The following is a 14,888-nucleotide window of genomic DNA, read 5'->3' on the forward strand; positions in this document are numbered from 1 at the left end:
GGCGGAATCCTACGGCCGGAGCGGTCTGGACTAGCACTGCGGACCGGGCGTAGCATGCTCCAGAGAAATCGATCAGTCGATCGCCGCTGGTAAATGTTGACAGCGGAACGGGGGAGGTATTGTTCTATGCGTTACCACCGGAGCCTGACCTTACTCGCGCTGCTATAGCGCCACATCATTTGGTTCTGATCAGGGTCTCTTGAGGAGCCGGCGAAACAATACGGTTAGAGTCTGGCCGCTCTTCGCGACCCTGTTTTCCTGATGTCGACTGATGCGCGCCGACCGACCTGCGGCGGCCCGCATCTCCCATTCGGTCCGGTCACACCGAGCCGCCGGCAGGACCGCTGGCATCGCGCCCGGCACCGGATCCGGATCCACGCTCACGCCGGGCACCCTCGCTGATCGGGCGGGACGGTCGACCAGGCACCTTGACAGCGCTTCCGGCCGTCGCCGGGCCAGCGACCTCGTCAACACACGGCCCGACACGCCGATCGTGTCAGAGCCGGCCATGCACCGAGTCGAGCAGCAACCTACCGCGCCAGCTCGGCCTGCGACCTGCTGGGTCGCCGGCCGCCGCGCGCACTGAAGCGATTCACCGACAACTGGAGCAGCAGGCCCGCGAAAGGCCTGTTGCACACGGGCACCCAGATGAGAGGGAAACGCGAACGTGGTGACAGTGGACATCTTTGGCCGCTGCCGGTCATACACCGAGAGCCGGGAGGCGCGCGAGGCCGGCCTTTACCCGTACTTCACCCCTTTCGGGGGGCAGGACGCGACGGTCGCGCAGACCGTGGACGGCGAGATTCTGATGTGCGGCTCGAACAACTACCTCGGGCTGACCTCCGACCCGCGGGTCAAAGCGGCGGCGCAGGCCGCGATCGAGGAGTACGGGTCGTCGCGCACGGGATCGCGACTCCTCAACGGCAATACGCCACTGCACGAGGAGTTGGAGCACGAGCTGGCCGATTTCCTCGGCATGCCGGCCGCACTTGTTTTTCCGACCGGTTATCAGGCAAATGTCGGCGTGATCGCGTCGCTGGTGTCGCGCCACGACGTGGTCATCCTCGACCGCGAGGCGCACGCCTCGGTCTACGACGGCTGCGGCATGAGCCGGGCCCGGACGCGGCGGTTCGCCCACAACGACATGGATGACCTGGAACGGCAGTTGGCCTCCGTGCCCTCGGACGCCGGCCGGCTGGTCATCGTGGACGGGGTCTACTCGATGGCCGGCGACCTGTGCCCGCTGGACGAGGTGGTACGGCTGTGCCGGCGGTACGGCGCACGCCTGCTCGTCGACGACGCGCACGGCATCGGTGTGCTGGCCGAGGGGCGGGGTACCAGCGCACATTTCGGCGTCACCGACGAGGTCGACCTCATCACGGTCACCTTCAGCAAGTCGCTGGCGTCGATCGGCGGCGCGGTGCTCGGTCCGTCGGATGTCATCGAGTACCTGCGCCACCACGCGCGCAGCCTCATCTTCAGCGCCTCCGCCACACCGGCCAACCTGGCCGCCGCGTACGCCGCGTTGCGCATCCTGCGGGCGCAGCCGTGGCTGTGCCGGCAGGCGGTGGAGAACGCGTCCTACGTACGTCGCGAACTCGCCGCCCTGGGTTACGACCCGATCCCGAGCGAGACGCCGATCGTGTCGGTACGGCTCGACGGCGTGCCACACACCCTGCGCGCGTGGCGCAGCCTGTTGGACCGCGGCGTGTACGTCAACGCGGTGGTCCCACCGGCGGCGTCGCCCCGGCTGCGGGCGAGCTTCTCCACCACGCACACCCCTGAGCAGCTCAAGCGCGTCGTCGCCGCGTTCGCCGAAGTCCGCGACCTGATGCCCCTGGAGGACCGATGACCGTCAGCCAGCTCGAACCCACAGTCACGATCCGGGATCAGGCGGTGGCCTGGGCGCGGATGTGGCGGCTGCACTTCGTGCCCTTCTCGCTGTCGGCCGGTCTGGTCGGCATGACCGCGCCGCCGCTGGGGGCCAGCGCCGCGAGCATCGTGATCGGGCTGCTGTTCTGCACCCTCGGATACGGCGTCGGAGTGGTCATCAACGACTGGTTCGACCGCAAGGCCGATGCGGTCAACGCACCGGACCGCCCGTTCGTCACCGGGCTGATAAACCCCCACGTCGGCCTGGGCCTGACGCTCGCGTTCTCCACCGCCCTGATGGTGGTCGCCATCGTCGTCGCACCGACGCTGGCGCTGTGGAGTGTCATCGCGATCGGCGGGCATCTGGTCTACTCCTGGACCAAGCGCATCCCGATGCTGGGCAACGTCGTCAACGGCATCGACATGGCACTGTTCACGGTGCTCGGCGCGGTGGCCGTACGACCCGACGCCGGATGGCTCGACATCCCGGCGGTCACCTGGTTCCAGACGGCGCTCGTCGCGGTCGTGTTCAGCGGCTTCTGCCTCGTCGGGTACTTCAAGGACATCGAGGGCGACCGGGTCGCCGGTTACCGCACGCTGCCGGTGGCCATCGGCACCGGCGCCTCCGCCCGGATCGCCGTCGTGTTCCCGGTCGTGGCGGTCGTGGCCGCCGGCGCGGCCGCCGTGGCCGACGCCGACCGTACGGGTGCCTATGCCCAGGTCGTCTTCTGGGCGCTGCTCGTCGCGGCCGCGCTCGGGTTCACGCAGAGCCTCGTGACGCTCATCCGGACACCGGACACCCGGGCGTACGAGGCGCTGGTCTGGTTCATCCGGGCGACCACCCTGTTCTTCCTGTCGCTCGGCGCGCTGCACCGGCCGACCCTGTTCCTCGTCGTCGCCGTTCCGATGATGGTCTATCTGGAGCTGACGCTGCGCGCGACCCGATCGTCCCGGCAGGCGTGACGTGACCTCCACCGCCTGGAACCGGCTCTCCCTGGACGCGGCGGAGGGCAGCCTGATCACCGCGATACGCGAGTGCATGGTCCGGTCGCCGCGGCAACTCAACAACGCCTTCGAGGCCGATGCCGAACTACTCGATCTGGGTGCCGCCGGGCTCCTGGCGATGACGGTCGACACGTTGAACAACGGAGCCGAACTCGCCACCGTCAGCACGCCGTACGCGAAGGGGTGGTTGACCACCACCGTCAGCGTCAGTGACCTCGCCGCGGTGGCCGCCGACCCGGTCGCCGTTCTGGTTTCCTGCTCGCTGCGCCGCGACAAGTGGACCCTCGAGGACGCCCGCGAGTTCGGGCGCGGCGCGTCCGACGCCGCGCAACGGTACGGCTGTCACATCGTGGGTGGCGACACCAACTGGGCCGACGAGGAGAGCTTCACCTCGTGCGCCCTCGGAACCGTCCCGCGCGGATCGGTGCTGAGCCGGGTCGGCGCTCGGCCCGGCGACGCGCTGTACGTGACCGGCCCGATCGGCGCCGGCAACGCGGCCGGGTTCCGTGCCCTGGCCCTGGGCGGTACGGCGGCAGGCGAGCCGTGGTTGCCGCAGGCGCGGGTGGCCGCGGCCGAACCCCTACGCCGGTACGGCCGGGCGTGCATCGACACCAGTGACGGGTTGTTGAGCGCAGCGGTCAGCCTCGCCGAGCTCAACGGTCTGGGGGTCGAGGTGGTGCTGCGCGACGAGGTGTACGCGCCGGTCGTCTCCGCCATCGCCGAGTCGACGCACCTGCCGCGGTGGTGTTCGGCTGCTGCGGAGTGGGGCGAGTTCGAACTGCTGTACGCGGTCGATCCCGCCGACGCGGACCGCTGCGCCGAGGCGCTGTCGGAGCGCGGTCTGCGCCCCATCCACGTGGGGCAGCTCGTCGCCGGCGCGGAGCTGCTGCTGGTCGACGAGTCGGGCGATCGCCGGCAACTGCGGGACCTGCTGCTGCGCATGCGGGCACTCGACCCGGCCGGGTCGTTACTGGCCGACCTGCGTGCCCTGCTGGCGGAAGGCGTCTGATGGGGTCGGGAGTCGCGCTGGTCACGGGGGTCACCGGCTGTGTCGGCCGGGCGGTCGCCGCCGCGCTTCGGGACAAGGGCTGGTCGGTACGGGGGCTGGTGCGGGCGCCCGTACCGGACGCGACGTACGAGGCGCACGTCGGTGACCTGACCGATCCGGAGTCGCTGCGCGGCTCCTGCACAGGTGTGGAACTCGTGGTGCACGCGGGCGCCGATCTGACCGACTGGCGGCCCGGCCGTCGTATCTGGCGGGTGAACCAGGACGGCACCCGCGCGATGTTGGACGAGGCGCGGCGCTGCGGTGTCTCCCGATTCGTCTACCTGAGCACCGTCGACGTCTTCGGTTTCGATGCGGCGAAGGTCATCGACGAGGCGTCGGCGCGGCGGGTACCGCGATATCCGTACCCACGGTCGAAGGCGGCCGGGGAGGACCTGGCGTGGTCGTACCACGGCAACGGTCTGGACGTCACGGTGGTGTACCCGACCTGGGTGTTCGGCCCCGGCGACCGCAATCTCCTGCCCGAGTTGGTGCGTGGTCTGCGCGACGACAAGCTCGTTCAGTTCGATCGCGGCGCACCCCCGATCGAGCTGACCTACAGCGTGAACCTGGCCGACGCGATCGTGCTGGCCGGCACCACCCCCGGCGGCGCGGGTGGCCGGTTCATCGTGGGTGACTCCTACGGTCTGACCCTGGGGCAGTTGTTCGCCGCGGTGGCCGAGCGGATCGGGGCACGGCCGCCGACCTTCTCCATCCCGTTCGGCGCGGCACTGGCCGCCGGAGCGCTGTCCGAACTGGCCGGGCTGGCCGGCATCGGCACCGGCTCCGGGCGGCCGCTGATCACCCGCTACGCGGTGCGGTCCGTCGCCGGGGGGATGCGGTACGACGTCGGTCGGATCCGGTCGATCGGCTACTCCCCCCGGTTCGGCTTCGCGGAGGCACTGAGCCGCAGCCTGGCGGAGCTGGAGATGGAGCATTCGCATGGCCGGTGAGCACGACCGGGTCGTCTGCATCGTCAACCCCGCGTCGGGTGTCCGGCGCAGGCGCACGATCGCGCGGCGGCTCGCCGCGGAACTCCCCGAAGCGCAGTGCTGGTTCACCCGCCACCCCGGACACGGCGTCGCCCTCGGGCGGCAGGCAGTCGAGGACGGGTACGCCACGGTGGTGGCGGTTGGCGGCGACGGCACGCTCTCCGAGGTCGCCAACGGGATCCTGACGGCGGGTGGGGAGAAGGTGCGGCTGGCGTACGTGCCGGCCGGCACCTGCAACGACTTCGCTCGCGGCCAGCGGCCCGTCAGCAACCTCGGTGGCCTGCTCGACCGCACCCAGGACCGGGAAACCGACGTGGGTACGGTGACCTTCACCCGGCCCGACGGCACCCGGGACCACAGGTATTTCCTCGTCAGCTGCACGGTCGGGCTGATCAGCGTGATCGGTCAGCGGTTCACCGAGAAGACCCCGGTCAACCGGGTGCTCAAGCGGCTCAGCCTCCAACTCGCCGAGACGGCGTCCAGCGTCCGGACGCTCACCGGCTGGCGGCCCGTCGCCGTGCGGCTGGAACTCGACGGCGAACCGTCCGACCAGGTCATCACCAATCTCGCCGTGCTCAAGGTGCCGTACTTCGCCGGCGGGCTGACGTTCGGTCACGCGCAGCCGCCGCAGGCGGGTCGTCTGGACGCGGTGCGGGTGGCCGGCGTCGGCCGCCTGGGCGTCGTCGGGCTCATGTGGCAGGTGTTCCGCGGTGCCGCCGCGGGGCACCCGGCGATCCACCGTCAGGAGGTTCGCCGCGTGCGCATCGACGCAGACAGCCCGTTGCCCGTGGAGGTCGACGGCGAGTTGGTCGGATTCACCCCGGCCGAGTTCTCGGTGCATCCGTCCTGCCTCAAGACGGTGGTCTGAATCCCGTAAGGAGCGACACGTGCCTGCCTCGAAGACGTTCCACATCGGACTGGTGGTGCCCGACTACACCGGTCAGCTCAGCCCCATGGCCACGCTGGGCCGAGAACTGCTTCGCCGCGGTCACCGGGTCACCCTGGTCTCCCTGCCGGACGCCGGCACGAAGTCGTTCACGGCCATGTTCCCCTTCGCCCCGTTCGGCGAGCGCGAGTTTCCGGTCGGCTCGCTGGCCCGCTTCTCCGCGGAGCAGGGCCGGCTGACCGGCCTGGCCGCGATCCGCTTCATCGTCCGCGGGTATGTGCGCGAGGTCGAGGTCCTCCTGCGGGACCTGCCGGTCCTGGTGGAGAAGCACGGCATGGACGCACTGCTGGTGGACCAGGTCTACGGGGCAGGCAACTCGGTCGCCGAGCACCTCGACATTCCGGTGGTGAACGTGTGCAACGCGCTGGCCCTGAACACCGAGCCGGGGGTACCGCCGTTCATGACGGCGTGGCCGTACCACCCTTCGCCGCTCGCGCGGGTGCGCAACATGCTGGGCGACCAGGTCATCGCCTGGGTCATCCGGCCGGTGCTGCACCGGATCAACGAACGTCGCGTCGCCTGGGGCCTGCCGCCGGTCAAGGGCGTGAACGACGGTTCGGACCTCGCCCAGATCACCCAGCAGCCGCCCTTCTTCGACTTCCCGCGCACCCGGCTGCCGGACTGGTTCCACTACACCGGGCCTTTCCACGACGAGGACAGCACCGAGCCGGTCTCGTTTCCGTGGGACAAGCTCGACGACCGCCCGTTGATCTACGCGTCGATGGGCACCCTCCAGAACCGCCTCCCCGGCATCTTCCCGGCGATCGCCGAGGCGTGTGCCGGACGCGACGCGCAGCTGGTCATCTCGCTGGGTAGCACCGACATCGAGCCCCCGACCGGCCTCGCCGGCAACCCGATCGTGGTCCGGTACGCGCCACAGCTCGACCTGCTGGCGCGGGCGTCTCTCGTCATCACGCACGCCGGAATCAACACCGCTCTGGAGTCGCTGGCTCATGGCGTACCGATGGTCGCGTTGCCGGTGGGCAACGACCAGCCGGGCGTGGCGGCCCGACTCAGGTACCTCGGCGTGGGCGAATTCATCCCGGTGCACCGGGTGACTGCGGCGCGGCTGCGGGCAGCCGTCGACAAGGTGAGCGGTGACCCCGCCTACCGGACGAAGGCGCAGCACTACCAGCGCCGGATCGCGGAGTCGGACGGGGTACGGCGCGCCGCCGACATCACGGAGCAGGCGTTCCGGACGCGCCGGCCGGTACGTCGACAGGAGTTGTCCGAGACCACGGAGGGTGGCCGCCGATGACAGCGCAGGCGGGACGCATGGCCCGGCAGTTGCCGACGCTCAACGGGTTGAGGGGGGTCGCGGCCGTCACGGTCTTCGTCTCCCACACGACGTTGTTCGGCTTCTTCGCCGACGAGCGGATCGACGACTGGTGGTACGCCGCCGTCAGCCGTACCGGATCTGCGGCCCTCGGCTTCTTCTTCATCCTCAGCGGTTTCGTGCTGACCTGGTCGGCCGCCGACCACGAGCCGAAACGCCGGTTCTGGCGTCGCCGGGCCGCCCGGATCCTGCCGAACCACCTGGTCGTCTGCGCCGCGGTCATCGTGCTCATGATCCTGGCCCGCGGGGGCGCGCCGCTGTGGCCGACGCTGGCGAATCTCACGCTGGTGCAGAGCTGGGTCCCGAACGAGTTCATCTTCAACGGAATCAATCCACCGAGCTGGTCGCTGAGCTGCGAGATCTTCTTCTACGCGTCGTTCCCGTGGCTGCTCGCAGGGTTCCGGCGGCTCTCCGCTGCCTGGCTCTGGTCGATCGCCGGTGGCATCGTCGCCGCGATGCTGGCCGCACCCGCCTTCTCCACGGCGTTCCTTCCGGCCGAGCCGACGTACACCTACGCGGACGCCGCGTTTCCGCAGTTCTGGTTCGTACAGCAGTTCCCGTTGATCCGGATGCTGGACTTCGTCCTCGGGATCGTCATCGCCCTGCTCGTCATGCGGGGCAGGTGGTTCACGCTGGGCCTGCCCGCCGCCGCCCTGATCACGCTGGCCTTCTACGGCATCTCCCAGGTCGTACCGCTGCTCTACTCGGTGGTCGCGGCGATGGTCATCCCGCTGTCGTTGCTGGTGGCCGCCGCGGCGCGGGCGGACGTCGAGGGGCACCGCTCACCGCTGCGCGGGCGGGTCGCCGGCTGGCTGGGCGACACGTCCTTCGCCTTCTACCTCATTCACATCCTGGTGTTGTACGGCGCCAGCAACATCTCCCCGGACGGCTTCGGCGTCACCGCGGCGCTGGCCGTCATGGTCGGTGCCTACCTGGTCACGATCGGCCTGGCATGGGTGCTGCACTCCGGCGTGGAACGGCCGATGATGCGCCGGTTCGCCGGGTCCAGATCCCGACGGCGCGCCGCCGGCCCGCACTCCGCTCCAGCGGTTGCCGTTCCGGCTGCCGTCGAGCCGCTGCCGGTCACGACGGACGATCGGGGCCACACCACCTAGCGGCCGACGGCGGCCCAGCTCACCGGACGGTCAGCGTGGCCCGAACCTCGCCGGCCGGCCGCAAGGTGACCCTCGGTACGACGGCCAGCCGCTCGGTGCGGGTGTCGATGCGGTAGCGGGCGAGCAACGCGCTCAGCAGTACGGTCATCTCCAGCAGCGCGAAGTGTTCCCCGATGCAGCTACGCGGCCCGCCACCGAAGGGAAAGTACGCGTAACGCGGGCGCTCCTGGCGACCGAGAAACCGGCCAGGGTCGAAGCGCTCCGGGTCGGGCCAGAACTGCGGATGCCGGTGCGTGACCCACGGAGCGACGATCACCTTGGTGTTGGCCGGGATTCGGTAGCCCGAGATGGTGATATCGGACTCGGACATCCGCTCCATGCTGTAGACGGGCGGGTACAGCCGCATGCCTTCCATGACCGCGGCGCGCACCAACTCGCTGTTGCCGGTGCCGCTCTCGGCCGCGACCCGTTCCTGCACCTCAGGATGGCGGCCCAGCAGATGCATGGTGAAGGCCAGCCCGGCCGAGGTGGTCTCGTGCCCGGCGAGCAGGAACACCAGGACCTGATCCCGGATGTCCGCCACGGACAGCGCCTGCCCGGTCTCCGGATCGCGGGCGGCGAAAAGCCGGCCGAGCATGTCCTCGTGCTCGTCGCCGCCCGTTCGGCTCTGGCGCTCGGCGATGATGCGGTCGACGATCTCGTACTGGGTGGCGCGGACCCCCGCGATCCGGCGTGACCGCGGCGTGGGCCAGCTCAGCGGCAGCTTGACCACCTGCAGGGCGCGCGCGAGAGCGAGGTCGCCCAGGATCGGCATGAGCTCCTGCAGACGGGGAACGACGTCGTCGATGTCGTCACCGAACAGCGCCCGGCCGACCACCCGCATGGCGTAGCGCTGCGTGAGCTGGTACAGGTCGACGACGGATCCCGTGGTGAGGGCCATGTCGTCGACGACCCGCGCCGCCTCGTCGGCCATCAGCTCGACGTAGCGGCCCACCCGGTGCGGCGTGAACAGCGGTTGCAACGTCCGCCGCTGCCGCAGCCACCGGTCTCCCTCGCTGGTCAGCAGGCCCTCACCGATGAATTCCCGAAGGATCTCGTACGCGCTCGCGCGGCGACTGAAGACCTGCGGGGTGGTCAGCACCTGGTGGATGCCGTCGGGATGGTGCACGTTGACCACGTCCGCGCTCACCGCGCGAGGGCCCCGTGGCAGTCCCACGTGGTAGGCCACCACGTCGCCGTGCTCGTGGAAGCCGTTCAGTATCGATCCCAACAGGTCGTCGCGGAGCGCCGGCAACATGCCGAGGAGCGGATGGCCGGTCGGACCCGGTACGGTGGCGGCCTTGGATACCTGCGTCGTCACGGTGATCCCCCCGTTCAGCGAATCGACGTACGTCGACTAGCTTTCCACGCGCCGGGCCACCGCATAAGCCCCTGTGGGCACGCGGCGGGACGCACCGCATGGCGCGGCCGGGCGTGGCGCCGGGACGGCGCGCACGCTCGGCCGCGCGAGAAGGCGCGCACTGCCTCCCGCGTGTGTCGCCTCTCACCCGGGGCGGTACGACGCCCAGTCGAAGTCCGCGTACCCGCCCTCAGCACCCAGGTCCTGAACCCACAGGCCGACGAATGCGCCGGTGAAGCCCCAACCCTCGGGCTCGCCGTCCACGATGGTCGCCGCGTATTCGTCGGACAGGATGGTGGCGTCCAACTCTGCCGGCAGGTCGACCCAGCGCTCCGTCCCGGCGAACTGGTAGGCGAATGTGACCCGCGGACCGTCGAAGGTGACCCGTAGCGTGATTTCGCCGGTCTCCGGTAGTTCGACGCGGCAGGCGTCGTGCGTGACACGTCGGCCGCTGTCGCACGACAGCACCTCAAGCACCGGTTGCCCGTCGTCGTCGGCGGTCACGTAGGCGTAGTGCCAGTTGCGGGTGTTGTAGTAGGCGGTGACGCCGGCGAGCTGGCGGTAGTTGGCGGGCGTGAAGTGCATGTGTGCGGTCAGCTCGCACTGCATGGCGGTCACCCGGCGCGCGACCAGGCTCGGACGCCGCCGACTGACCGGCGACTGTCCCCCGAATACGCGCAGGAACGAGGGTCGCGAGGTGAGATCCACCCAGTCCGGGGTGGCGGGACGACGCAGTGTCGACCATTCCGGGCCGAGTGCCGGCTCGGTGAAGTCGTCCCACTCCTCCGTCGGGGCCTCCTGCGGCTCGGCTTCGCCCGGCACCGGCACGACCATCGCCGGTATGCCGCCCTCGATGCGCGGCCACTCCCCCTCCGGCCAGTGCACCGCCTGGATCGCGGTCTCCCGGCCGAGCACGCACCGACCGAGTGGGGTGTACGGCCGGGCCGCCAGGTGCGCCATGTACCAGCGTCCATCCGGGGTGGACACCAGGCTGCCGTGGCCGGCCTTCTGGAGTTCCAACTCCGGGCGGCCGTGCGACGTGAGCATCGGGCCGGCCGGATCGACCTCGTACGGCCCGAACAGGTTGCGGGAGCGGGCCATCGTCACCTGGTGCGTCCACGACGTGCCGCCCTCCGCGGTCACCAGGTAGTACCAGCCGTCCTTCTGGTACACGTGCGGCGCCTCGGTGACGCCGACGGCGGTGCCGGGGAAAATGATCCGCTCGGTGCCGACGAGGCGACGGGCCGCACGGTCGTACTGTTGGATCTGAATGCCCGCGAACCGATCACGGCCCGGCCGCCAGTCGGCGGTCATCGACAGCATCCAGGTCGTGCCGTCCTCGTCGTGGAACAGCGAGGCGTCGAACCCGCGCCCGTGCAGTACCACCGGGTCCGACCATGGCCCGTCCAGGTCACGCGCGGTCACCAGATAGTTCTGCGGGTCCCAGTATCCGCTGGCGAAGCTCGCCACGTCGGCGTAGACGAGATAGAACTCGCCATCGACGTAGGAAAGGTCGGGTGCCCATATGCCGTTGGAGTCGCCGGTTCCGGTGAGGTCGAGAAGCCGCCGTTCGGTGAGGATGCCGCCGAGTGGGCGCCAGTGCACCAGGTCGGTCGAGTGATGCAGCCGCACCCCGGGGTACCACTCGAAGGTCGACGTGGCGATGTAGTAATCGGTGCCGACGCGCAAGATCGACGGGTCGGGATGGAAGCCGGGTAGAACCGGGTTGCGGATTAGCCGGCCGAGCACCTCGCCGCCGTGGGGCCCGGCCGACGCCGGGCTCGTTGTTGCGGTCGTCATGTCGCTTCTCCGTAGCGGTAGCTTCATCGGAACTTTCGGCGGATATCGATCGCCGTGTCGGCACAGAATAGCCACGAGAACGCCGCGGTGACAATGTCGACCGTCCGTACTGAATGCGTTTTCCTGACACCGCGCTTCCGGAAGTTGTTCCGGTAGTTTGCCCGCATTCACCTTCCTACTGGCCTGGTGAAGCGGTCGATGCTGGGCACTGACCGGATCTAAGCACGAAGCCGGTCAGGGCGGGTCCTGTCGAGCATGAGCTCCTTGCATCGTGCGCAGAGCGCCGACATCCGACCGGCCCGCCGTGAAGGCGTACCTGCGCAGTTAGGTCGTGACGCGCCGCTGTGGAAGCTCGACGGGCTCAGCGAATACGACATTCGCCTCCGTCGACCCGGACCGCAACCGCCCTGCTCGGTCTGGTGAAGCGCTCGGGCTCGATCGCCGCATTCGCTGCGGTACCGGCCACGGTAGAGTCGGCGCGGTGACGGACCCTACCGCGCCGCTCTACGCCGCTGCGGACATTCATGGCCACCGGACGGAGTTTGGTCGCGCCCTCGTCGAGGCAGGCCTTGTCGATTCGACCGGCGGTTGGTGTGGTGGTCGCGCTCGGCTGTGGCTGCTCGGTGATTACGTCGACCGCGGCCCCGATGGGATCGGTGTCATCGAGGACATCTGGACCCTTGCTGCGGAAGCAGCCGCCGCGGGCGGCGAGGTACGTTGTCTGCTGGGCAACCACGAGGTGCAGCTGCTCGCCGCCCATCACTTCGGCACCACGCTGGTCGTCGGGCTGGACGAGCCGGGCGGTTTTCGCAGTGGCTGGGCCAGGTTCGGCGGCTGCGGCGAGGATCTGCGCCGGTTGACAGACGAGCACCTCGCCTGGATGTCCGCTCTGCCGGCCGTCGCGGTCGTCGACGGCATCCTGCTCGTGCACTCCGATTCCGTGCGCTACCTGGAGCGCGGATCCGATGTGGCGGCTGTCAATACCAGCGTGCGAACCGCCCTGCAGACGCGAGACACCAACGTGTGGCTGGAGCTTGCGTTTCAGATGAGTGATCGGGGCGCGTTCCGCGGCGCCAACCCGGCGGAGGTCGAGGCTGCGGTGTTCACCATGCTCGACCGCCTGGGCGGCACGGAGATTGTGCACGGCCACAGCACCCTGACGAAGCACTTCGGGATAGCTCCCGAGGACATCACGGGGCCACTGCGATACGCCGACGGCCGGGTGTCGGCCGTCGACGGCGGCGTCTACGAGGGCGGCCGCATCATCGTCACCCGGCTGCGCTGAACGCCACGCGGGGGCATGGTCGCCTGCCATCACCGCGATGGCTGACGCCCGCATCGACCATCAACGCTGTGCGTTGGGAGCCTCGGTTGGGTGCGGCATCGGGGGCTCGTTGGGGGGTGTCCACGACGCGAGGACCCAGACGAGTCCCCTGCACCTGGCCTGTCAGGTTCCTGGCCTGCCCAAACCGGCCCCACGACAAGGTCATGCGCGAGATCGGCCTATCCAGACTCCCTACGGGACTCTCTCTCCACGGGGGTGAGCCATTCATGCCGCGATCGCCTCCTGGCCATCTATCCCCAGATCACCAACCGGGACCGTCTCCTGCTTCAGCTCCTCGACGACCATCAGGTCCTCACCATCGGCCAGATCCGCCCGCCCTCGACGCTCTCGGTGACCTCGCCCGCGCGGACCGACAACGGGTCCACGGCCTCCCGGTAACCCGCCCGCCGGTGGTGCCTGCGGTGCGGAGTACCGGCCTTGTCCGGATCCGTGCCGGTTATGATTATGGCGGGAGTTCGGGAGGAAGGAACTTCATGGGGCGGCCGACCGACTTGGGCCCGCAGGACCAGGAGGTAATCGTCCGTGCGTTCCGGGAGGAGTCGGGACGAGTCGTCGCGGCGCTGATCCGGCTGACCGGTGACTGGGACCTGGCTGAGGACTGCACCCAGGACGCCTTTGTGGAGGCGTTGCGTACCTGGCCCGAGTCCGGGGTGCCGCGCCGTCCTGGCGCCTGGCTCATGACGGTGGCCCGCAACCGGGCCTACGACCGACTGCGGCGCGCCACCACGGAGAGCAGCAAACTGCGGGAGCTCGCCGCCCTGGCCGTTGACACCGACTCAGACGACCCCGACGACGCGGGGGCAGAGATCCAGGACGACCGTCTTCGCCTCATGTTCACCTGCTGCCATCCGGCGCTGCCACTGGAGGCCAGGGTGGCGCTCACCCTGCGTACTTTGGCGGGCCTGACGACCGCGGAGATCGCCCGCGCGTTCCTGCTGCCCGTGCCGACCATGGCCAAGCGCCTAGTCCGTGCGAAGCGGAAGATTGCCAACGCGGCGATACCCTTCCGGGTGCCACCGCCGAACCTGCTGCCGGAGCGTACGTCCGGGGTGCTGGCGGTGCTCTACCTGTTGTTCAACGAGGGTTACGCGTCGTCCGGCGGCGCGGAGCTGGCCCGTGACGGGTTGTGCATGGACGCGATCCGGCTGACCCGGGCGCTGGTGGGGTTGTTGCCCGGCGAGCCCGAGGCGGCCGGGCTGCTCGCGCTCATGCTCTTGCAGCACTCCCGGCGCCGGGCGCGGGTTGACGCCAACGGTGACCTGATCACCCTGGAGGACCAGGACCGTTCGCTCTGGGACCGGGTGGAGATCGACGAGGCGATCGGCCTACTAGATGGGCTGGGCAGCCAGCGGATCGGCCCATACCAGGTCCAGGCCGCCATCGCGGCCTGTCACGCCGAGGCGTCCTGTGCCGCGGACACCGACTGGGCGCGGATAGTCGCCCTGTACGGACGCCTCGCAGAGCTGACCCCCTCACCGGTGGTGGAGCTGAACCGGGCGGTCGCGGTCGCCATGGTCGATGGCCCGGAGGCGGCCCTGCGGCTGGTCGATGACCTGGACGCCTCCGGCCAGCTGCGCGACTATCACTTGTTGCCGGCGCTGCGCGCCGACCTACTGCGCCGCCTCGGCCGCCGGGGAGACGCCGCCGCGAGCTACCAGCGTGCGCTCGGGCTCACCGGCAATGTGGCTGAGCGCCGTTACCTGAGCCGTCGGATGGACGAGATGACCGGCGCCGGGACGGGGGCGTGGACGCCGGGCCCCTGAGCGCCGGCATGCCGCCGATGGCCCCGCCGTTCGGCACCGGGTGGCGCGCATCGCGCCCCATGGTTGATGGCGTTGGCGGGTGAGGAGGCAGCCGCCGTCTGCGCAGTTTGACGATGGACCGTCGGTACGGCCCGGCACATGATGAGGCAGCGACGTGTCACGGGCATACCGCGCTCGGCGTGGATGCGCCCCGTTCCCGCCGTTCGCGCTATCGGGAAGAACATCGTTTCCGTGATCAGCGACCGGCTGAGCCTGCTCGGCCTCCACCCC

The 14,888-nt window shown here is 69.7% G+C and carries 11 protein-coding genes; 9 read left to right on the top strand and 2 right to left on the bottom strand.

The features are described 5' to 3' along the window. Positions 1-676 precede the first annotated feature (676 nt). Genes Vgi01_RS23495 through Vgi01_RS23525 form a run of 7 tightly spaced genes read left to right on the top strand, consistent with a single transcriptional unit; the run spans position 677 to position 8,311 of the window. Complete coding sequence (locus Vgi01_RS23495) at positions 677-1,852, top strand: aminotransferase class I/II-fold pyridoxal phosphate-dependent enzyme (protein ID WP_204292399.1); 1,176 nt, start codon at positions 677-679, stop codon at positions 1,850-1,852. Then, positions 1,849-2,835 (top strand): UbiA prenyltransferase family protein, encoded by a 987-nt coding sequence (locus Vgi01_RS23500; protein WP_204292400.1) that lies wholly within the window; start codon positions 1,849-1,851, stop codon positions 2,833-2,835. Before Vgi01_RS23495 ends, Vgi01_RS23500 begins: the two co-directional genes overlap by 4 nt. Position 2,836: 1 nt before the next feature. Then, entirely contained in the window at positions 2,837-3,886 is a 1,050-nt protein-coding gene (locus Vgi01_RS23505; RefSeq protein WP_204292402.1) for a thiamine-phosphate kinase, read from the top strand. Further along, the gene (locus tag Vgi01_RS23510; protein ID WP_204292403.1) at positions 3,886-4,875 is read left to right on the top strand and encodes an NAD-dependent epimerase/dehydratase family protein; all 990 of its coding nucleotides are present in this window, start codon (positions 3,886-3,888) and stop codon (positions 4,873-4,875) included. Before Vgi01_RS23505 ends, Vgi01_RS23510 begins: the two co-directional genes overlap by 1 nt. Then, positions 4,865-5,782 (top strand): diacylglycerol/lipid kinase family protein, encoded by a 918-nt coding sequence (locus Vgi01_RS23515; RefSeq protein WP_204292405.1) that lies wholly within the window; start codon positions 4,865-4,867, stop codon positions 5,780-5,782. Before Vgi01_RS23510 ends, Vgi01_RS23515 begins: the two co-directional genes overlap by 11 nt. A gap of 19 nt (positions 5,783-5,801) precedes the next feature. Continuing rightward, on the top strand, positions 5,802-7,118 hold the full coding sequence (locus tag Vgi01_RS23520) for a glycosyltransferase (protein ID WP_199180210.1): 1,317 nt from the start codon (positions 5,802-5,804) through the stop codon (positions 7,116-7,118). Next, on the top strand, positions 7,115-8,311 hold the full coding sequence (locus Vgi01_RS23525) for an acyltransferase family protein (protein ID WP_204292408.1): 1,197 nt from the start codon (positions 7,115-7,117) through the stop codon (positions 8,309-8,311). Before Vgi01_RS23520 ends, Vgi01_RS23525 begins: the two co-directional genes overlap by 4 nt. Before the next feature lie 19 nt (positions 8,312-8,330). On the opposite strand, the gene Vgi01_RS23530 is transcribed toward Vgi01_RS23525, so the two are convergent. Together Vgi01_RS23530 and Vgi01_RS23535 are read right to left on the bottom strand one after the other, a co-directional pair. Beyond that, entirely contained in the window at positions 8,331-9,671 is a 1,341-nt protein-coding gene (locus tag Vgi01_RS23530) for a cytochrome P450 (protein WP_204292409.1), read from the bottom strand. A gap of 183 nt (positions 9,672-9,854) precedes the next feature. Further along, positions 9,855-11,510 (bottom strand): glycoside hydrolase family 43 protein, encoded by a 1,656-nt coding sequence (locus Vgi01_RS23535; protein ID WP_204292410.1) that lies wholly within the window; start codon positions 11,508-11,510, stop codon positions 9,855-9,857. Between the two features lie 481 nt (positions 11,511-11,991). Between Vgi01_RS23535 and Vgi01_RS23540 the strand changes: the two genes are divergently transcribed. Next, on the top strand, positions 11,992-12,795 hold the full coding sequence (locus Vgi01_RS23540; protein ID WP_204292412.1) for a metallophosphoesterase: 804 nt from the start codon (positions 11,992-11,994) through the stop codon (positions 12,793-12,795). A gap of 533 nt (positions 12,796-13,328) precedes the next feature. After that, positions 13,329-14,618: an RNA polymerase sigma factor gene (locus Vgi01_RS23545; RefSeq protein ID WP_204292414.1), complete on the top strand. Its 1,290-nt coding sequence runs from the start codon at positions 13,329-13,331 to the stop codon at positions 14,616-14,618. Positions 14,619-14,888 lie beyond the last annotated feature (270 nt).

Origin of the sequence: Micromonospora gifhornensis, from assembly GCF_016863515.1 — a bacterium.
GTDB lineage: Bacteria > Actinomycetota > Actinomycetes > Mycobacteriales > Micromonosporaceae > Micromonospora > Micromonospora gifhornensis.